Consider the following 20807-nt stretch of genomic DNA (forward strand, 5'->3'; position numbering starts at 1 on the left):
TTTGATTTTTTACTTATATACATAGTATATAAGTAGAGTTTAAAAATTATAAAAATGAGCTTCCAACTTGGAAACTCAGGATTAGAATACTTTTATGGTGAAGACTTCTCTGATACTGTACGTTCAAATATGACTTTTGGAAAGCTTACACAAATATAATCAAAATTACCTACACAATATTTGTGTAGGTTTTTTGTAAAAAAACAACCAAAATTGGTTGTTAATTCAATTATTAAGCACGGTGTGAATGTCTTACTGTTGTTTTTTGTGTTGTAAATTTATCGTGTAATGTAAATCCTAATTGGATTGAGAATAGTGTTAATGAAATTGATTGTCATACTAATCCACCGATAGCTGATGTGATTGAGTACCCTTTAGATTTATTAATAAGGATTAATAAAATTCAGTAAACTATTCAAATAATGTTGTTTACAACATATAAAACATACATTCAGTATGAAACACCTTGTCATTGTTTTGTTTTAAACGATGTTATTAACTGAGGCAAGAAAGCAAATGTAGTAAATGCTGGGAAAATGAATCCCATAACAGTTGAAATTGAATCATGTAATTTTCCAATTATATATGGATTATTTTGGCTACCATCTCTACCATAATCAATAATGTAAAATACAGTAAATATTCCAGCAATAATTCATGTAGCTAAAACAGCAAGATATCCTTGTAATTTTTGTTTATTAGTAAATTCTTTTTTGTAGTAGTAAAGTAAACCTGTCATAATTCCGTTTACAAGTATACCCACTCCATCTGCGACCATAACAGTTATGAATTTTTCATTATTCTTATCTGTTGCACCTCAAATTACTCAAAGTAAAATCCCAATATGGAAAATTCAGAATGACACAAAGTTAACAGGTCCTGTCTTTTTATCTTTAAGAATTTTCAATAATTGAGGAATACTTAATGAGATAACAGTAATTGCACAAATTCATTTAATAATTTCAAATGCAGTTGACATAGTATTCCTTTCAAATATAAATTTTGTTCTTTAATATGATGTATATTTTATATTATTTTTTATTTTAAGTAAATAAAATAAAAAAGCACAAAATTTACTTTTGTACCTATGTATATGTGTTAAAAGTTTTCTGAAATGAATTGTCCAATTGTGTTTGTGTCATTATCACCAATAACAAAGTTAGCAGCTGATTTTGCTTCAATTGTTGCATTCCCCATAGCTACACCCACGTGTGCTTCAGAAAGCATGTGAACATCATTTCCACTATCACCAAACGCTACAACTTGATAATCTTTTAATTGTTCTAATTCAACAATTTTCATAATTCCAGCTCACTTAGAAATATTTTTAGGGTTAATATCTGTATAAACTGAGTTTGTCAAGTAAACTTCACAATCGAAATCTTTTAAACTACTCATAATGTTTTCTGTAGCTTCTTTAGCATTGTGTTCTTGGTTTCTCATAGCCATTTGAGTTATTTTTGTTTCAGGATTACTGATTGCTTCTTTTACTTGTTCAATTGTAGCTTCATTAAAAATGTTCATATTTTTAACTTGCTGTGGTGACATTCATTTTGGATAAGCTCCATTAGGTAAAATTGAGCCATTATAGTTATTTCCATCAACTGAAAGAACTAAATCATATTTAAGTGCATGTGCGTGAACTGTATCTAACATTTCTTTTGATAATTCACCTAATGTGTATGTTGTATTAGTTTTCATATTGTGAACTAACGCACCATTTGAACACACCAAATAATCAACAAATTTGAATGTATCGTGATTTAATGCAAGCATCTTAACTAAACCACGACCTGTTGCAATAACAATTTTATTTCCTTTAGCTTGCTCTTGAAGTAAAACTTCTTTTGTTGAAGGATGAATTGTTTCGCTTTTTGTAAATAATGTACCATCTAAATCGAATGTAAATATTTTTGTCTGCTGCATAATTTTATTCTCCTTGTTCTTTGTACGGAATTACGTGAATGTGTGTGTGGAACACAACTTGTCCTGCTTCTTTACCTGTGTTGATCAATATTTTAAAACCTGGGATGTTGTTATCTATAACTCTTTGCTTAGCTAACATTCTAGCAACTTTCATAGCGTGTAAGAAAGTTGCTTCATCGTGTTCTAAAATATTAGATTTCTGCTCTTTAGGAATAACTAAGAAATGCCCTTCTTGTTGTGGAAATGCATCTAAAATCGCAATAACAACATTATCTTCATAGATGATGTTTGAAGGGATTTCTCTTTTAATTATTTTTGTAAAGATTGAATCATTCATTATTCAAGACCTGCTGTTTTATCTTTAAGTTCATCAATAGATGAAATTTTGTAACCCATTGTAATGTAAGCTGCTTTTGCATTTTTGTATAAGTTTTCATCACTGATTGAAATGAAGATAGCTAATTTATCTAATGAATCTTTGTAAATTGTTTGGTCGAATGATAAAACTGTTTTTTCTTCTTTTGTGCCGTTTTCGTTTGTATCAACTGTAATTTTTTTAGCAACTGGAACAATTTTAGCAAAGTAAGCTACTTCAACTTTTTTACCATCTTTTGAAACAGGAATTGCTTCAGCTAATTGTCCATTTTCATCAACTGAAACTAATTTACCATTTGTTAAGTTATAGAAACCAACTAAATTTTCAGGTGATGTAACTTTTAATAATTCATCAACAGTATAGTCTGATTTGTAAGGGTTAGATTTAATACCTTGGTATCCACCCATTGTAGCTTCAAATTCAGCTTTAGCAGGAACATTATTGAAAATTAAATCTGCTGTTGCAATGTTTTGAGCTTCTTTAGAATTCTTTAATAAGTTATTGTAATCTAAAACGTGTTTAATAACTTTATTAGCATCTGTATACATTTCATTTACATTATCATTTGTGTAACTTCATAATTGAACTGTTTTATTTGAGATAACATATTTAATTAAGTTAAATTGCTTGTTATCGTATTTTTTACCATATAAATTAAATGAACTTGGATCGATTTTTTCTAATGTAACAACATCTGAAATAAAGAAGTAGTTTTTAACTAAAAGAAGTTTATTAACTGTGAAAGCCACACCTGTATTTTCGTTGTTGTATAAGATTTGGAATTGTTCATTTGTTAAGTTAATGTTGTAAACATCTCTATATAAAGAGTTCAATGCAGCTAATTCAGTTTCATTGAAAATTCCGTTTGATTTTCACTTGTTTAATTGAGTAGCTAAATATAAGTTATTCTTTTGTGATTCTGTAGCTAAAAATCCTTTGTAAGCAATTAGAGCTTCATTAAAGAATTTTTCATTTGAAAGTAAGTTTGTATTTTTTTCAACTTTATATTGGTCTTGTAAAACAGATTTTAATCATAAGTTTTCTGCAATAGTTGAAACTGCAGGTTTATCAAATAAAATGATTTGTTTATTTTTTTCTTCTGTGTTTTTATCAACTCCACATGAAAGTGCAGCCAATGGTGTGAAAGCAACTGGTGCTAAATATAAAGATTTTTTAAATATATTTCTCATTATTTGCTCCCTTCATTTTTTTCGAAGATTGAATAAACTAAGTCATTAATAACTTCGATAGCTTTTTTATCGCTATATACATTATCGTTATGGTTGTAAACTATTTTTGTAAGACCTTTATCAACTATAAAATTATAGCTGTTTCCATAGTTTAATTGTTTTTGAATGAACTCACTTACTGATGTTAATACTGAAATTAATTTGTTTGTGTCTTCTCCACTTTTTACACTATTAACTTTTGCTTGCAAGCTTGTTACATCAGCATCTGTATAGTTTGCTCCTGTAGTTGTATTTGTTTTTGTTTTAAGATCTGCAACAAATTTTTCATCACTTAAAGCTAATGAAAGAATTTGTGAACTTGATAAGTTATTTGAAATTTGTGCAGGTGTGTTGAAGTATGAAACATTTCCTAAAGCTAAGTTTTTAGCATCCTCAGCAATAAATTGTTTGAATTTATCTAATTCTGTAATTTGTGAATATCTTACAATTTGCACATTACTATCTGTAATTATCATAAATGCATCTTTCATATCTGATAATTTGAAGACATAAGGAATTAATGGATTATTTGTTGTTTGTGCATCTTGCACTTTTGAAAACATATAGTCAGCAATAACTTTGTTAATTGTGTTGAATCTTGATGGTTCAAATTTTAAGTCTTCTAATTTCTTATCGATTTGAACATCGTAATCTTTAACAATTCTTGCTGCTTCATCAAAGTTTGTAGCTGATGTTAAATCAGGTTGATCTAGAATGTTTAAAGCACCTTTGATTGCGTCAATTAATTCTTTTAATGAGAATTCAGGTAAGTTATTTTGTTCGTTAGCAAAAATTGAAGTTGCATTTACACCTAATGCAAGATCTAAATCTTTAGCAAATAAGTTGATATTTGATGTTAAACCTGGTGTTGCTAATTTTTCAACATCAGAATTTGTGATTGATGATAAGAAGTTTTTATATTTTTGAACTCTACTTACAAATTCTTCTTTAGTTTCATTTTCTTTTTGGAACGCATATTCTTCTGCTTTATTAAATTTTGTTAATGATGCAACGTTTGATTCTGCAATAAATGAATCAGCTGTTGGAGTTACATTTCATTTTAATAAGTTAAATAATTTCACTTTGTCATCGTCAGATGAAATTTTTCATGGATAAACTACATCATTTTTAGAAATGGTTCCTGCTAATTTGTAAACAGTAGGAATGATGATGTTATTTTTGTTGAAGTATTCAGAAATGAAGTTTGCTGGTGATTTGAATTCTGTAATGAATGATTTTGTTGTTAATAAAGTAACTTTTGTTGAATCTGCTGATGGAGCAAAGTAATTAACATTTTCTTCTAAATATGGGAAAACTTTATCACCTTTACTGAATAATTTAATTGGTTCACTGTTTTCACCTTTAACTTTATTTCCATTTTTATCAAGTTTATAAATATCTTTTGTAGCAGTTCTATTTACAAATGTTCTATCAACAACTTTGTATTCTAATTGATATCTACGTGTAGCAATTTCTTCAACTTGTTTGAATAATAAGAAATTTGTTGCATCTGTTTCATTAGCTGAATTTCCGTATTCATCTTTTTTAAGTTCTTCAAAAAATTGTTTTTCTCAATTTTGGAAACCATAAACTTTTTTGAAGTTAACTTTTAAATCTTCAAATTTAGCTTTAATTTGTCTTTTGATTTCATCTAATGATTTAAGTTCGATTGAATTGTTAACTTCTTCATCATTTTGTAATGAACTATTGTAAATGTTTTGATATTGAATTGATGCTTCAACTTCTTGTTCATACATATAGAAAATCGCTTCTCTGTATGCATTTTTGATTTCTTCTGAAACTTCTTGACTTTGTGATTTTACTAAATCTGTTAATTTACGAACTGTTAATGAGTTAAGTTCATTACCTTTTGCATCATTAACAACAAAAGCAGATTTTTCTCCATCAACCGGTTGAATGTAGTTAACCTTTGTAGTTGTAATTGTTAAAGGAATTGTAATAGATGCAATAACTCCAACTGTTAAAGCAGAAAAAATACCGATTAAGGTTTTAGATCTTTTTGATTTGTTAGTTGAAGTTTTATGTTTCTTCTCATCGTGTCTATCATTTAACTCAACTAAACGTTCAAAGAATGATTTTTGTCTTTTAGCCATTAATACCTCTTAGTTTTATAAAATTTATTTATTATGTAATAATAAATATTGTTTTAATTATATCAAATTTAATTTATTATAATTTCACTATGAAACAAGCAGAAATTAAAAATGTTTTTGAGGAATTGCTCAAAATTAGTAAGGAAGAAAAATTCATTTTCTCCCTATTCTCTAGCACTTTAAGTCAAATTAAAGAGAAAAAAGAGTTAACTAAACCAATTCAAATTGTGATTGATGTTTATGCATTTTTGAAATTAAAAAACAAGTTCCCTGAGTTAATTAACATCTCTAATAAAATGAATAAAAACGAGAAATTTCTGCCTATTTTTTCTTTAAATAACACTGATATTATCCTTAATTTACTGATTCAATCAACTGATAATAATGCTAAAAAGATCAATTTAGCTAAGAAAATTGTTGAAAAAGAAAATAATAAACAAAGCCAATATTGTCATGAATTAATTGAAGTTCTATTTTCACAAAACCCAAATACAAGGTTTTTAATTTATAGAGATAAGAAAGCTAAACTAGTTATTTCTAGAGTTAAAAATCTTAACCCGAACTACTATGATATAGTTGAATTTGATGATTTAAAACTTCCTTATTTTCATATAGAAAATGTTGATTTAGATTAAAAATACCACCTGAAAAGGTGGTTTTAATTATTATTTTTATAAAAAGGTATAAAAAAAGCAGCGGCTCCCTATTTTCACTATAAAGCTATCTTCGGCACTAAAGGGCTTAACTACTGAGTTCGGAATGGATTCAGGTGATCCCCTTTGCTATAACCACTGCATATATTATAGCACTATTAAAATAAAGTCAAGTAAATTTTTTATTTTTTTAATGCTTATTATTTAAATGAAAAAGTTATTTATCGAGTTTTCTTATTTATGAATTTCTCTTTAAATTTCTTAGAATGTATGAGTTTGTGAATAATTAATGTTTGCATAATTGTTCATATTGAACCGAATAATCAATAAACTTGAACACCAGCTGTAAAGATTAAGGTAATTGCTGTGAACACAAGCATCATAATCTTTTGTGTTCTTTCAGATTTCTTAAGTGCTTCAGCTTCTGCGATTGTTGTTTTACGTTTCATTTTCTTTCTATTAAGAAGTCTTGGTAAGAAGCTTGAAAGTAATTGGAACCCAACAACAAGTACTAAAATTCATAAGTAAACTCATTCTCCCTCAAACAATCTCTTATATGATGTTGAGGCGAAGTTAATACCAAGCCATGTTGTTTGTTTGATTTCAGGAATACTTTGAATAACTCTTCACATAGCAAGGAAAATCGGCATAGTAAGCAACATATTTCCAAATTGGTCTAATGGATTTATGTTGTATTTTGTATATAAAGCTTGAATCTCTTGATTTTTCTTAAGTTTCATAGCTTTATTATCTTCTAAACCTTTATATTTAGCTTCAATAGCAGCTTTTTTGTATTTAAGTTCTTCCATTACTGATTGCATTACAGTTGTTCTAAATGTAAATGCAAGTGTAATAAGACGTGAAATAATGATTGCAACTATAATTGAGATAACAGAAGCTCATCCAAGCATATCAGGCATTGATTGACGCATTGATTGCACCAACACTGAAAGTGGATATACTAATAAACCATAAAATGGTCCATATTTTCAAGCTTCACCTCAAGTTGTAATAGCTTGTAATGGTAAATCACCTCTTAAAGGAAGTGTGTTAATGTTTTCAGAATAAAGAATATTTGTATTGTAGTCATATTTATCAGTTCTATTTAATTTGTATTGATTTTGAACTTGTTCTCTTCTTTCTTTATATTCTTCAGAAGATGAGTTAGGAACTTCTCCATTAAAGAATCCTAATTCATTCATGTATGACTGCATTGTATTTTGATATTCAATAAGCAATTGGTATTGTTCTTGAGTTAAGGTAAATAATGTGTTATTGTGTTCTGAGATATTTTCTTCTTTAACATTTGCTGGAATGTTATCAACTAATTCTTTAATAAATAAAGAAGGTTCTTTACCTAATTTTGCAGCAAATTTAGATCCTTCACCAAATGAATATGTATATAACATTTGGAGAATATCTCTAGCAAACTTATTAGAAACAGATTCGTTTTCTGATGTGTAGTTATAAATTTTTTGAATACCTGAAATGTATGTAATTTGGTATTCTTTTGCATCAGTAAGAACAGGGATTATTTTATCCACTTCTTGTTTTCCATTGACTTCCTTGTATTTTTTTTCTGTTTTAAAAGTCATGTAACTTTGAAGTTTACCTTTATCGTAGTTATTTTTTTCATCTTGTGGGAAAGTGAATGGGAAAATAAAGATATCTGTAGGTTCTTTTACAAAGTTGTAAGTTTTATCAGATGCTGTTGCAAATAAATAATTTTTAGCATCATCTGAGCCTGTGTAAATTAATTTGAATTTTTCATCAAATTTGTAACCTGCGTTTTTAAGAATTTCAGAATTAAATGGAATTCTTAAAACAGACATGTATCCACCAGGGGTACCATATTCACCCTTATGTGATTTTGTTTGTTCTCTAAGTTTCTTTAATATATCTTTATCAGTAACAAAAATGTTTGATTCAGTATCAAGTGCTAATCTGTCGTATTCAAATACTTCAGATGTTTTGTTTTCTCCATTTGGATCTTGAAGTGTTACTAAATCTCTTTTTTGATTTGTGCTCTTTAAAGTATTAACTCTAGGTGCTATGTCACCTTTATCTCTATAAAACTCAAGTCCGTTACCTACGTTGTAAGAGTTTTTAATAACAAAGGATTGAACACACCCTGTTACAGTAAGTCCAAAAATTAACACATAGAAAACTATTTTTAATCATTTAAGGATTTTTCTAGTTAACTCTTTACGGTTAGTTTTCGGATCATTACCGTTAGTAAAGTATGAAAAATTTTTTGCGTTTTTCTTCATTATTTAAATTTCTCAAAGAGTTTTGCTATATGTTGTTTTTTGATAGCAAAATCTTCTTTCATAAATTCTTTACGAACAATTAAAACAAAATGATATTTGAGGTGATATAAATTCAACTCATGCATAATTGCTCTTAATTGTCTTTTAAAAAAATTACGACCTACAGCTTTTGCGAATTTTTTTGGAACTGTAATTCCTGCAGCGAAGTTTTTACTTTTCTTGAAATAGATGATTAAATATCTATTTGAAACAAAGTTACCTTGTCTTGCATTAATTACATCTTCAAATTCTCAATTCTTCTTTAGTCGATATTGTTTTTTCATTGTTTAGAATTATTTATCAGAAACTGTTAATCTTTTTCTACCTTTAGCTCTTCTTCTTGCTAATACTTTTCTACCATTTGCTGTTTTCATTCTAGCTCTAAAACCATGAACCTTAGCATGTTTACGCTTGTTTGGTTGATAAGTTCTTTTACTCATAATTTCCTCCTTATGTGAATAATTTTATATTTTATATAAGCGTGTTTAAATTATAGCAAATGACTAATTTTTTAGCATCTATTTTTTTAGTATCATTTTTTGAATTATTTTGCTTAATTTAAGGGTTAAAAAATCTATTTTCAACATAATAATTCATTAACTCTTTATTAATGTATAATTTAAACAATTCAAATTACGAGGTCAAAATGCTAGATATAAAATATGTTTTAAATAATGAAGAAAAAGTAAGAAAAAACCTACAAAACAGAGGTTTTAAAATTGAAATTTTTGATGAATTTGTTTCATTAGCTAAACAAAGAGGTAGTGTGATGAAACAATCACAAGATAAAAAAAGTGAATTAAACAATCTTTCAAAACAATTTGGTTTATTTAAAAACGATAAAGGTAAATTAGTTGAATTAAAAGCACAAATTGAAGTAGTTAAAAACGAAGATTTAACTTTATCTAACCAAGAGCAAGAGTTAAATAGCAGAATTAATGAATTAATTTTACAAATCCCTAACGAAACTTTAGAAGAAGTTCCTGTTGGAGAGGATGAAAATCAAAATGTAATCATTAAAGAGCATGATAAATTAGGTAGAGGTCTTGTTAAAGATGTGTTACCTCACTATGAAGTTGCTAAAAATTTAGGTATCTTAGATATTGAAAGAGCTGTTAAATTATCAGGTTCAAGATATGTAATTTACAAAAACAATGGTTCAAAATTAGTTCGTGCATTAATTTCATTTATGTTGGATTTACACACTTCAAAAGGTTATGAAGAATTCACAACACCTGTAATTGTTAAAGACAAAATGTTATATGGAACAGGTCAATTACCTAAATTCAAAGAAGATTTATATAAATTAGAAGGATTAGATGAATATTTAATCCCTACCGCTGAAGTTACATTAACAAACATTTACAATGATGAAATCATTGACTTATCAACTCCTTTTAGAGCTACAGCATATACAGAATGTTTTAGATCTGAAGCAGGAAGCTCAGGTAAAGATACAAAAGGTATCTTAAGACAACATGAATTTAAGAAAATTGAACTTGTAAAAGTTACATCTGCAAAAGATGCTATGGTTGAGTATGAAAAAATGGTTGAAGATGCTAAGGATGTGCTTGAAAAATTACAAATTCCTTATAGAGAATTACTCTTATGTACTGGTGACTTAGGATTTTCTTCAAGAAAAACAATTGACTTAGAATTATGATTACCTTCAGAACAAAGATATAGAGAAACATCTAGTGTAAGTTATATGAGTGATTTCCAAGCTCGTAGAGCTATGATTAGATATAAAAATGATGAAGGTAAAAGTGAATATGCTCACACAATGAATGGTTCAGGTTTAGCTGTTGATAGAGTAATTGCAGCTATCTTAGAAAACTACCAAAACCCTGATGGAAGTGTTTCTATCCCTGAAGTTCTTGTACCATATATGGGTGGATTAAAAACATTATAGTAACGCTTATGCGTTATTTTTTTACACATTTTGTGAAAAAAATAACTATTTACTTAACTTATAGTTAAGTATGTAATAAAATGAATTTATATATATTATTTTATTTACTCAATTTACTAAGGAGATTTATGAAAAAATTAAAATACTTATTATTTGGAGCAGGTTCAATTGTTTTAACTGCTGCACCTATTGTTACTAACTCATGTCATTCAGAAAAAACACCTGAAGCACCTAAAGTAAAAACATACACAGAAGAAGAAGTTGCTGAAAAAATTAAAGCAGCTCAAACTTTAATCGCAAATGGTGGAGGAATCGGTAGTTCAAATGCATGAAACTCATTCTCTGGAGAAAAACATGCTATGGGGATGCAAGTTTACAAAAATGCTAAAGCTGCTTTTGACAAAATGATTACACAACCAAATGTTGATTTAACTAAAGTTAATATTTCTGGTGATGAAATTGTTGTTTCAGCACCAGAAGAAGGTAAATTCATTCCAGTGGTATTCATGGATTTAGATGAAACTGTTTTAAATAACTTTAAATACCAAAACTATTTATTCCTTAACAATAAATCATACGATGGACGTGCATGAGATGATTTTGTTAGTCAAGCTATTTCTACAGAAGTTCCTGGGGCAATTGATTTTATTAAGCATGTTTACTCAAAAGGTGGAGTAGTATTCTTTAACTCTAACCGTTCTCAAAAATGACATAAAGAACCAAGTAAAACAAACTTAATTAATTTAGGGCTTGAGGCTAAATATATGCCTGATTTTATTTGATGAATGCAAGGTGTGGATTTAGCTAATAAACAAAAACCTTATTCATCAACAACCTCTACAAAATCAGAAAAAGAAGAAAGAATGCATCTTGTAAATAATAATAAAATTACAATTGGTGAAACACCAGTTCAATTCAAAGTTGTTATGAGAGTTGGGGATGATATTTCTGATTTCAATGACAACTTCACTAAAAAATCAGGTGTAACTTCAGAACAAGTTGTAGGTGAACTTAAATCTGATTCAAATAGATATGGTGACTTATTCGGAAATATGGATATTTCTGTAATGGGAACATACTATAACAAAGAAACAGGTGCTTGAGAAGATGAAACTCACTCTGAATCATATGTTTTAATTCCTGGAAATTCATCATATGGAAGTTGATTATCACATTTAATTGGTCAAAAAGGATACAACTACGCTAAGATTACTGAAAAATTAAAAGGATTTATTTACGTTCCTTCAAAAAGTTAGTTAATTTAATATAAAAAATAAACCAATAAAATGGTTTATTTTTCTTTTTCAATTACATAAATTTGGTCGTTTATTCAAACAACATCACCTGGGTGTATTTTTGAAGATCTACCCTCAGGTTTTTTATTATTAATTTTAATATCATTTGTCTCGATAAAGAATTTAGCTTGACCACCTGTATCAGTCTCATTAATTTTCTTTAAAAATTGACTTAATTTAATTGAATCACCTATTATTTTGATTGTCATAATTAATTGTTATAAAACTTTCTTAATGGTGTAATTAACTGAATATGTGAATTATCATTTTCTGTTAATAAAAGTACTCTATCTTCTTTTTCAGAAATGAAAATATTAATATTACCTGGTTCTAACTGTGAAACTGCATCCTTGATATAAATGTAGTTAAAGTCCATATCAATAGGTTTTCCTTCTAAAATTTGAAATTTATTCGAAACAGCCTTTCCTGTTCCGATTTCAGGAACTTCAAATAAAACTTTAATTTCATTTTCATTGAATGAGAATTCCATTTTTCTATCTTTTTCTGTAATTTGGAATAAAGCTGTATTAATAACTTTTAATAATTCATCTTTTTCAATAGAAAATCTTCTTGTATATTTTGTTTGGAATAATGATGAAATATCAATATATTGAATTTTACTTACAGAAATATAAATTACTGTATTTTCGTAAGAAATACCTATTTTATGCTCATCAAAGAATAATTGAACTTTTTCTGGTGCGTCTTTTGTAATAAGTTTTTTAAGACTTTTTGCATCAACTGTTAAATCGATATCAACTTTTTTATCAACTTTTAAAATTTCAGTTGAAAGTCTATATGAATCAGTTGCTACAAATCTTACATTTTCTGAATTTTTAGATGTTATATTAATACATTTAAAAACTATTGAGTTTAATTTATCATTACTTATTGTTGTTGAAATTGAAACATTGTTGATAATTTTATCTAATCTCTGAGCGTCGATTTCAAGAGTGTTTTTTTGATCTTCAAAATTTGTATCAATATATTGTGTAATATCATTTGTTGTTAAAGTAAATGAAGTTGAACCTTCATAAATATCAATTAAATTACCTCTTTGTTTAAAAGTAATTTCTTTATTAAATTTCTTAATAATGTTTTTTAATAAAGAAGCTAAAATACAAAGTTTCCCTGCTTTTTCAACTTTAATTTTATCTTCATCAACTTTAATAACTTTTCTAGCTGCTATAGATGCGTTAGCTGCTGTTAAAACTAAATTTTGACTATCTAATTCAATCTTAATTGTTCTTGATAAATAATGCATATCATTATTATCAATATAATTAGACATAAATTCAATTAATTGATCTATTAAATGTTTTGAAATTGTAAATTTCATATCTTCTCCTTAATATAAATATTAACAGTTGTTAATATGTTTATAACTTTCAAAAAGTTAAATTTTAGTGTTTTTTTTTATTATTTTTTAAGTTTTTGGTTAAAAATAAATGTTTATAAATTATTAATAATTCTTGCGCATCTTATCTTCTACTTCATTTATAACTTTTTTAACTTTAATATCATCTTTAGTATTTATTTTCTTTAAAGCACTTAATATAGTTGAATGATCTCTTTTAAATAATTTACCTAATTCATTAGATGAATAATCTAAATGCTTTTTAATCATATAAATTGCAATTTGTCTCGCTAAAAAGATATTAGATTTTCTCGATGGACTTAAAATGTCTTTAACTGGTATTTTGTAATATTCTGAAACAGCTTTTAAAATTATTTCATCAGTAATTTCTGCTTTATCTTTAATAAAATCACCAAAAATATTTTTAATTGTTTTTATAACTAAAGTTTTTGGTAATGATTTAATTTCTTTTTCGTAGAAACTTAATCTTTTTACAGCACCTGTGAGTGTTCTGATTGAATTTGAATTATTTCTTATGATGAAATCTTTTGATTCATCATCTAATGTGTTTGTGTCGAAGTTGTTTTCTGTAAGTAAGAAATCTAAAATCTTATGTAAATCTTCTTGTTCAGGTTGTTTGATTTTTGTAATAAACCCAGATTGAATTCTTGAAACAAGTCTTTCATCAAATATTTTAGAAATTCCATTTATATCTGTATCAGAACAAAAAATGGTTAATTTACCTTTTTCCATTCTGCTATCCAGAACTTGGAAAATGTAATCTTTTGTAGCTTTTTTATTCCCTGAACCATACAATTGGAAATCGTCAAACATTAAAATGTCGTAATTATCAATCAATTTCTTCTGAAATTTATTAAGAACATCAACTGAATTTTCTTTTAATAAAGGTTGAATTCATCGAATAAACTCAGTTGCATTAACAAGAAATGACAATTTACCTTCTTTGTTTAAAGCATTAGAAATAGCTTTTAAAAGGTGAGTTTTACCTAAACCAGAGTTACCTGTGATAAATAAAACTTCTAGTTTGTATTCATCATCAATAATTGATTTACAAATATTTAAAGCTTCATCATTGAATGAACCATGAATATAGTTGTGAAATGTATATTCAATACCATCTGTTTTCTTTTTATTTGTTGTAGGTATCTGAATATTTAAGTTTTTACTTTGTTTTTCAGTTTCTTTAAGTGCATCTAAAGTCTCTTTATCAATTATTCTGTAAGCAACATTCGCTCCAAAAATTTCTTTGACTGATTTATCAAAAACATTTTTGTAATAATTTTTAAATGAACTTAAATTAGGATGGACTTTAGGGAAATAAATAACAACTTCATTGTTTTTGAAACTAAGAATTGTTAAATTTTTAAAAAACGTTTTAAAAGCGAGATTATCTTGAATTTCATTCTTTATATACTCAATATAAAGTTCGTTGTAAGAGTTTAATTTCGCTTCTTCTTTGTTTTTCTCTTCATCGAAATTATTAATATTCATAGCTAAATTTTATTACTATATAAAAAACATATTTAAAAATAAGTTATAAACAACTTTAACAACATAGTTATGAAAAAGTTATCCACAACTAAAGTATCTAAAATGTAAGTAAAAAAGTACTTATTAACATATTTATATTTTATTGTTTTAACTATGTGGATAACTTATCAAAAAACAATCCAATTCGGCACCTAAAATAAAGGGTGATATATAAAAATTAAATCTTTATAATTTAAATAAATAGATAGAAAGTAAGGAGAGAAAATGAAAGGTAAATTTATTAAGCAAATTAAAGGTGGTAAAGAATTAGGTTGAGCACTTATGTTATTTTTACCTGAAGGTAAAAGTCAAACATTCTTAGTTTTTGTTACAAATGTCTTTCCAAATTTATATAAAAAATACGAAGTTGAGTTTGGAGATAATCCTAAAGCTAGTTACAAAAACTCAAAAATTATTAAGAATTTAGAGTTGATAATCGAAGATGTGCAAACAGATTGAGTTGATTATCTTTCAAAAAATGTACCTAACATCGGAAAATTAACTGCTAAAAAAATAATTGATGAATTTGGACAAGATCTATTTACTAAACTAGCAGATATTGAAAATTATAGAGATGAATTATTAAGTGTAATTACTGATAAACAACTAGAATCATTAGTTAAATATTATGAAGAAAATAGTGCAAGATTAAAATCACTACTAAACTTAACTGAAGAAGATAAGAAAAATATAAATTTATTCAATAACCCAAGAGTTAGTGATTTAGTTGAAAAATTAGCAACTATTCACGGTTCTAGAGAATTTAACTTCATCGAATATTACAAAAACAACTCTCCTTATTACTTGTTTATAGACAAAGTAATTGATGACATTTTTAAAGTTGATACTTTTGCATTCTTGTTGAATTGAACTAAAGAAAATTATCAAAGATACGTAGCTTACTTATATAAAGTTGTTTGAGATTTAGAAACTCAAAACACTACAATTTTTGATTTAGATACATTGCAAGTGAAATTCAAAAAAGCTATTGAAGATGCGAATATAAAATGAAATTCATTAATAAATGAAGAAGAAAGTGATTTCGCATTCATAAAAGACGAAATTGATGTAGATATCATTTTTGAAAGATTTATTAGAGATGAACATTTAATTCAAGTTTTACCTGGTTTCTTTACTTTGAAAGCTACATTTGATAAAGAAGCATATATTTACAACAGATTAATGAAATTAGCTAATTCAGAATTAATTTGCAAATTAAAACCTGAAGCTATGATTGATTTGAAATTCTTATCAAAGCAACAAAAAGCCGCTTATGATAATTTCATAAACAAAAATATTTCAATAATAAGTGGTGGACCAGGAACAGGGAAAACATTTGTTATTAAGCATATTTATGAAACATTAAAGAAAAACAAAGTTAAAGCGAATGAATTCGCTATCTTAGCACCAACAGGTAGGGCTGCTACTAATGTTTCTATAAAAATTAAACATCAAATTAGAACGATTCACAGCTACCTACAAATAGCTAATACTGATGAAAAAATTTCTTTAACTAATTTAGAAGAAATTGTTGATTTAAGAATTTTAATTATTGATGAGTTTTCAATGATTGATGTTAACTTATTAGATAAATTGTTAAAAGCAAGCTCTAAATTAGAAAAGATTGTTTTAATTGGGGATGCTTTCCAGTTACCAGCGATTGGACCAGGTAACTTATTAGATGATTTAATTTTTTCACAAAATATACCTACAACATACTTAACTAAGTTTTATAGAAGTGATTCAGAAACAATTTGAAAACATTTTTCAAATATTAACAGAGGTGAAGTTGATGATTCAATGTTTAAACCTTCTGAAGTTGATTTAGTTAAAGTAGATAACAAAAACTTTCATAATGATTTATTAATGCTGTATGCAAAAGAAGTTGAAAAATTCGGAATTAATAACGTTATTATCCTTATTCCAACTTACAGATATCAATATGGAATTAATGAAGTTAATAAGAAAATTCAAAATGCAATAAATAAAAATGATGTTTTTGCAACAAACTGAAAAAACTATAGTCAAATTGAATATAGAATAAACGATAAAGTTATGCAGTTAGAAAATAGAAATAACGAAAATATTTCTAATGGTGATATCGGTTATATAACTGATGTTGTTTATGAGGATGCAACCTCTAAATCAGGTAACAAAAAAGTTAAGAAAATTAAAGTTACTTTCTATAGAGGGGATGAATGAAAAAAAGAAATTGAGTATTCATTAAGAGAATTTCAAGAACAAATTCAACTTGCATATAGCACTACAATTCACAAATTCCAAGGTAGTGAAATTGACTCTGTTATTATGGTGATTCATAATGAACACGCATTTATGCAAAGCAAAAAAATGCTTTATACAGGTGCATCAAGGGCAATTAAACACTTGCAAATATTTATTGACCAAAGTGTTGATTACAAAAGTTTAATTGAAAGAATACACGCAACAAGTGCTAATCAAGTGCATACAAACTTAAGATTCTTTATACAAACAGAAAGAAGGGTGTAATGAAATTAATAGTTGGTTTAGGAAATCCAGGAGATAAATACAAATACACTAGACACAATGTTGGTTTTATGGTTATTGATAAAATTTGTAAGCAAATGGGTGTCGAGTTAAACAAATCTAAATTTAATGGAGAATATGTTAAGTTAGATGATTTAATAATTGCAAAACCAATCACTTATATGAATAAATCAGGTGAATTCGTTCAAGCAATAGCTCAATTTTTCAAAATTAATCCTGATAATATTTTGGTTATTCATGATGAAAAAGACTTTCCACTAGGAAAAAGTGCAATTAAAATTGGTGGCTCAGGAGGGAGTCATAACGGTGTTTTAAACATTGTTCAAATGCTTAGTACTCAAGAATTTAAAAGATTAAAAATTGGAATTAATACAGAACACAGAGAACCATTAAGAGATTTTGTTTTAGGTAATTTTACACCTGAACAAATGTTGGTTTTAGAACCTGTGTTAAATAAAGCTGCAGAAGCTTCAATTTCATTTGTCTACAATGATATCCTAACTGTTATGAACAAATACAATGTCAAATCAAAAAACTAAATATTTACTAGCTGTTAGTGGTGGACCAGACAGTATGTTTATGTTGAATGAATATAAAAACAAAAACATAATTGTTGCTCACGTTAATTACAATCAACGTGCTGATAGTATTTTGGATCAAAAAGTAGTTGAAGATTTTTGTAAGAGTCATAATATCAAGCTTTATGTTTTAGAGTTATCTAAAAATGATTATGTTAAAGGTAATTTTCAATCTTGAGCTAGAGAGCAGAGATACAAATTTTTCAAAAAAGTTTATGTAAAAGAGAATTGTGGCAAATTGTTAATTTCACACAATAAAGATGATTTTTTTGAGACTGCATATATGCAAAAGCAGTCTAAAAGAAATGTTTTATTCTATGGAATAAAACAATCAAATCTTATTGATGGAATCAATATTTATAGACCTTATTTATTTAAGTATTTTAAGAATACAATAACAAAGAAAAATCAAAAAAATCACACACCTTTTTGTTTTGATTACACGAACAATTTGCCTAAATATTCAAGAAATAAAATAAGGTTAGATTTCGCTAAAAAAACACTCTATAAAAATACATTTATAGCTTGTACACTGCTAAAAAACTTCTTTTTAAGTTTCAAAAGAAAAAAAATTCAAAAAGAATTTCAAATTTGAAAAGAATCAAGATTTAAGCAAGATGTTTTTGAAAAACTCAAACACAAAAGGCATTTAGTTTATCAATACATTCACACATATTTTTCTGATGAAAACATTGAATTAAGCTCATTAAAAATCAAATCAATTATTGATTTTATTCTGTCTAAAAACAGAACTTCAAAATACCTTTTAAAGAACAGTTTATATTTTGTCAAATTAAAGGGTGAATTGCTAAATTAATAAGGTATAATATAAAAAAATATTAAATAATAAAACATCTCAAAGAAAGGAGATAAAATGCCAAGAAAAAGACGTTGACCTGGTATATTGATAGCTTTTGTTGTTGTTTTAATAATATCAGTTGGACTTTACTTAATTATCAGTAAGTTAACAGGTCCTCAAAATATTTCAACAAGCAAATTTGTTGAATACATCAAGGATGCAGCAAATAGTCAAGATGATGGAACATACTTTAAATTAATTAAGTTTGATCCTTTCACTAACCAAATGCACGGTACCCTTATAAAAAATAATAGTCAACTTGAGATTGTTGCACCTGGTTCATTCAACTTCGTGAATGAAGTGTATGAAATTAAAGATCCTCTTAAAGAAGCAACAAAATTTGTAAATAATGGTGTGGTAAGTTCAGGAGAAATTCAAAATGCAGCAGCACCACAACCAGGATTCTTCTCAACATACATTCTTCCATTTATTCCTACATTATTATTCCTTGGAATAATGTTCTTTATTTTTAGATCACAAGCTAAAATGATGTCAGGACAAGGTGGGGCTATGTTTGGTGACAATAGTCCTGCTCAAATTATTAAATCAGATAAAAAATTCTCTGATATCGCAGGAAATAAAGAACCAATTGAAGAAATTTCAGAAATAGTAGATTACTTAAAAAATCCTAAAAAATATGAAGTGTCAGGAGCTAGAATGCCTAGAGGTATCCTTTTAGGAGGTCCTCCTGGTACAGGAAAAACTTTATTAGCTAAGGCAACAGCAGGAGAAGCTGATGTTCCGTTCTTCTTTGTATCAGCATCTAACTTTGTTGAGTTATTTGTTGGTATGGGGGCTAAAAGAGTAAGACAAGTTATAGCAGAAGCACGTAAAAATGCACCAGCAATTATTTTTATTGATGAGCTTGATGCTATTGGTAGAACAAGAGGAAGTGGTATTGGTGGAGGGCACGATGAACGTGAACAAACACTTAACCAACTTCTTGTTGAAATGGATGGTATTAAAGAAAACTCAGGGTTATTATTTATTGCGGCTACAAACCGTACAGACGTTTTAGACCCTGCTTTAACAAGACCTGGACGTTTTGATAGAGTTATTACAGTTGGATTACCAGATGTAAAAGAACGTGAAGCAATTTTAAAACTACATGCTAAAGGTAAACGTATTTCAAATGATATTTCGTTTGAAAATGTTGCAAGAAGAACACCTGGTTTCTCAGGAGCTCAATTAGAAAACGTAATTAACGAATCTGTTCTTTTATCAGTTAGAGAAAATACAGGTATCATTACAAGAGATCAAATCGATGAGGCAATCGATAGAGTTATGGCTGGTCCAGCTAAAAAATCTAGAACTATTACTAAGGAAGAATTAACATTAGTTGCTTACCACGAAGCAGGACACGCTGTTGTTGGTATAAAAGTTCCTGGTGGTAATAAAGTTCAAAAGATTACTATTATTCCACGTGGTCAAGCTGGTGGATATAACTTAATGATGCCTGAAAATGAAAAATACAACTATACTAAAGAAGAATTATTAGCTTCTATAGCAAGTTTTATGGGTGGTAGAGCAGCAGAAGAAATTATTTATGGAGAAGATAAAATTTCAACAGGTGCTGCAGATGATATTTCAAAAGCAACAACAATTGCTAGAAGAATGGTTACTGAATTTGGTATGTCTGATTTAGGTCCGATTAAATATCAAGAAGAAGAAGGTTCTCCATTCTTAGGAAAAACTTTAGCTACAAGTTCATCAATTTCTAACCAAATTAGTCACGAAATTGATCTTGAAGTTAGAAAAATAATGTTAGAAGCTAAAAATATAGCTACAAAAGTTATTAAGAAAAATAGAGAACTTTTAGAGTTGATTAAAACTTCATTACTTGAAAAAGAAACAATTGTTGCAGAAGAAATAGAATACATTGCTAAAAACTTACAATTACCTCCTGAAAAAGAAAAATCAGAAGAAAAAGCTAGTGCTGTAGGTTTAGATGAATTAATTCAAATGACTTCTGACCCTAATATTGGACAAAGTACACAAACTGATTTTTACGATAATAAAAAAGAAAGCATTTCTGCTGACTTAGTTTCAGATGGAGTTATTGATAGTGATAACTCAGTTACAGAAGATGGAACTGAAATTGAAAAATTATAGTGATTAAACA

General features: G+C 27.3%; 18 protein-coding genes and 1 rRNA gene. 7 read left to right on the forward strand and 12 right to left on the reverse strand.

Going from position 1 to position 20807, the window contains the following annotated elements:
• Positions 1–232: 232 nt before the first annotated feature.
• From VBM88_RS01965 to VBM88_RS01985, 5 genes are all read right to left on the reverse strand, one after another.
• Positions 233–979, reverse strand: coding sequence for a PQ-loop domain-containing transporter (locus VBM88_RS01965; RefSeq protein WP_323680319.1), 747 nt, complete (start codon positions 977–979; stop codon positions 233–235).
• A 119-nt stretch (positions 980–1098) separates the two neighbouring features.
• Entirely contained in the window at positions 1099–1926 is an 828-nt protein-coding gene (locus VBM88_RS01970) for a Cof-type HAD-IIB family hydrolase (RefSeq protein ID WP_323176765.1), read from the reverse strand.
• A 4-nt stretch (positions 1927–1930) separates the two neighbouring features.
• Positions 1931–2263: a histidine triad protein HinT gene (gene hinT, locus VBM88_RS01975; protein WP_323176764.1), complete on the reverse strand. Its 333-nt coding sequence runs from the start codon at positions 2261–2263 to the stop codon at positions 1931–1933.
• Positions 2263–3492 carry a HinT-interacting membrane complex lipoprotein P60 gene (locus VBM88_RS01980; protein ID WP_323680320.1) on the reverse strand — a complete coding sequence of 410 codons (1230 nt, stop codon included), beginning with the start codon at positions 3490–3492 and terminating at the stop codon, positions 2263–2265. Before VBM88_RS01980 ends, hinT begins: the two co-directional genes overlap by 1 nt.
• The gene (locus tag VBM88_RS01985; protein WP_323680321.1) at positions 3492–5645 is read right to left on the reverse strand and encodes a HinT-interacting membrane complex protein P80; all 2154 of its coding nucleotides are present in this window, start codon (positions 5643–5645) and stop codon (positions 3492–3494) included. Before VBM88_RS01985 ends, VBM88_RS01980 begins: the two co-directional genes overlap by 1 nt.
• Before the next feature lie 89 nt (positions 5646–5734).
• Between VBM88_RS01985 and VBM88_RS01990 the strand changes: the two genes are divergently transcribed.
• Positions 5735–6280, forward strand: coding sequence for a hypothetical protein (locus VBM88_RS01990; protein ID WP_323680322.1), 546 nt, complete (start codon positions 5735–5737; stop codon positions 6278–6280).
• A gap of 55 nt (positions 6281–6335) precedes the next feature.
• Here the strand turns inward: VBM88_RS01990 and rrf are convergent.
• From rrf to rpmH, 4 genes are all read right to left on the reverse strand, one after another.
• Positions 6336–6441: ribosomal RNA gene (gene rrf, locus VBM88_RS01995) — 5S ribosomal RNA — on the reverse strand.
• Positions 6442–6519: 78 nt separating this feature from the next.
• On the reverse strand, positions 6520–8568 hold the full coding sequence (yidC, locus tag VBM88_RS02000; protein WP_323680323.1) for a membrane protein insertase YidC: 2049 nt from the start codon (positions 8566–8568) through the stop codon (positions 6520–6522).
• Positions 8568–8891, reverse strand: a complete 324-nt coding sequence (gene rnpA, locus VBM88_RS02005; RefSeq protein ID WP_323177707.1) for a ribonuclease P protein component — start codon at positions 8889–8891, stop codon at positions 8568–8570. The genes yidC and rnpA overlap by 1 nt, the downstream gene beginning before the upstream one ends.
• Positions 8892–8900: 9 nt before the next feature.
• Positions 8901–9047, reverse strand: coding sequence for a 50S ribosomal protein L34 (gene rpmH / locus VBM88_RS02010; RefSeq protein ID WP_257089135.1), 147 nt, complete (start codon positions 9045–9047; stop codon positions 8901–8903).
• Between the two features lie 206 nt (positions 9048–9253).
• Here rpmH and serS point away from each other — a divergent pair, with 206 nt between their 5' ends.
• Both serS and VBM88_RS02020 read left to right on the forward strand, forming a co-directional pair.
• On the forward strand, positions 9254–10519 hold the full coding sequence (gene serS / locus VBM88_RS02015; protein WP_323680324.1) for a serine--tRNA ligase: 1266 nt from the start codon (positions 9254–9256) through the stop codon (positions 10517–10519).
• Positions 10520–10647: 128 nt separating this feature from the next.
• Complete coding sequence (locus VBM88_RS02020; protein WP_323680325.1) at positions 10648–11775, forward strand: HAD family acid phosphatase; 1128 nt, start codon at positions 10648–10650, stop codon at positions 11773–11775.
• A 35-nt stretch (positions 11776–11810) separates the two neighbouring features.
• Here VBM88_RS02020 and VBM88_RS02025 read toward each other — a convergent pair whose 3' ends face one another.
• The 3 genes from VBM88_RS02025 to VBM88_RS02035 form a co-directional block, all read right to left on the reverse strand.
• Positions 11811–12023, reverse strand: a complete 213-nt coding sequence (locus VBM88_RS02025) for an RNA-binding S4 domain-containing protein (protein WP_323680326.1) — start codon at positions 12021–12023, stop codon at positions 11811–11813.
• 2 nt (positions 12024–12025) lie between these two features.
• Complete coding sequence (locus VBM88_RS02030) at positions 12026–13153, reverse strand: DNA polymerase III subunit beta (protein WP_257089128.1); 1128 nt, start codon at positions 13151–13153, stop codon at positions 12026–12028.
• Between the two features lie 123 nt (positions 13154–13276).
• Positions 13277–14683: a DnaA ATPase domain-containing protein gene (locus tag VBM88_RS02035; protein ID WP_323680327.1), complete on the reverse strand. Its 1407-nt coding sequence runs from the start codon at positions 14681–14683 to the stop codon at positions 13277–13279.
• A 264-nt stretch (positions 14684–14947) separates the two neighbouring features.
• Between VBM88_RS02035 and VBM88_RS02040 the strand changes: the two genes are divergently transcribed.
• Genes VBM88_RS02040 through ftsH form a run of 4 tightly spaced genes read left to right on the forward strand, consistent with a single transcriptional unit; the run spans position 14948 to position 20797 of the window.
• Positions 14948–17230: an AAA family ATPase gene (locus tag VBM88_RS02040; RefSeq protein WP_323680328.1), complete on the forward strand. Its 2283-nt coding sequence runs from the start codon at positions 14948–14950 to the stop codon at positions 17228–17230.
• Positions 17230–17787, forward strand: a complete 558-nt coding sequence (gene pth, locus VBM88_RS02045) for an aminoacyl-tRNA hydrolase (RefSeq protein ID WP_323680329.1) — start codon at positions 17230–17232, stop codon at positions 17785–17787. The genes VBM88_RS02040 and pth overlap by 1 nt, the downstream gene beginning before the upstream one ends.
• Entirely contained in the window at positions 17768–18643 is an 876-nt protein-coding gene (gene tilS / locus VBM88_RS02050; RefSeq protein WP_323680330.1) for a tRNA lysidine(34) synthetase TilS, read from the forward strand. The genes pth and tilS overlap by 20 nt, the downstream gene beginning before the upstream one ends.
• Before the next feature lie 57 nt (positions 18644–18700).
• The gene (gene ftsH / locus VBM88_RS02055) at positions 18701–20797 is read left to right on the forward strand and encodes an ATP-dependent zinc metalloprotease FtsH (protein ID WP_323680331.1); all 2097 of its coding nucleotides are present in this window, start codon (positions 18701–18703) and stop codon (positions 20795–20797) included.
• Positions 20798–20807: the final 10 nt, after the last annotated feature.

Source organism: Mycoplasma sp. 1232 (genome assembly GCF_034863345.1).
Classification (GTDB): domain Bacteria; phylum Bacillota_I; class Bacilli_A; order Mycoplasmatales; family Metamycoplasmataceae; genus Mycoplasmopsis.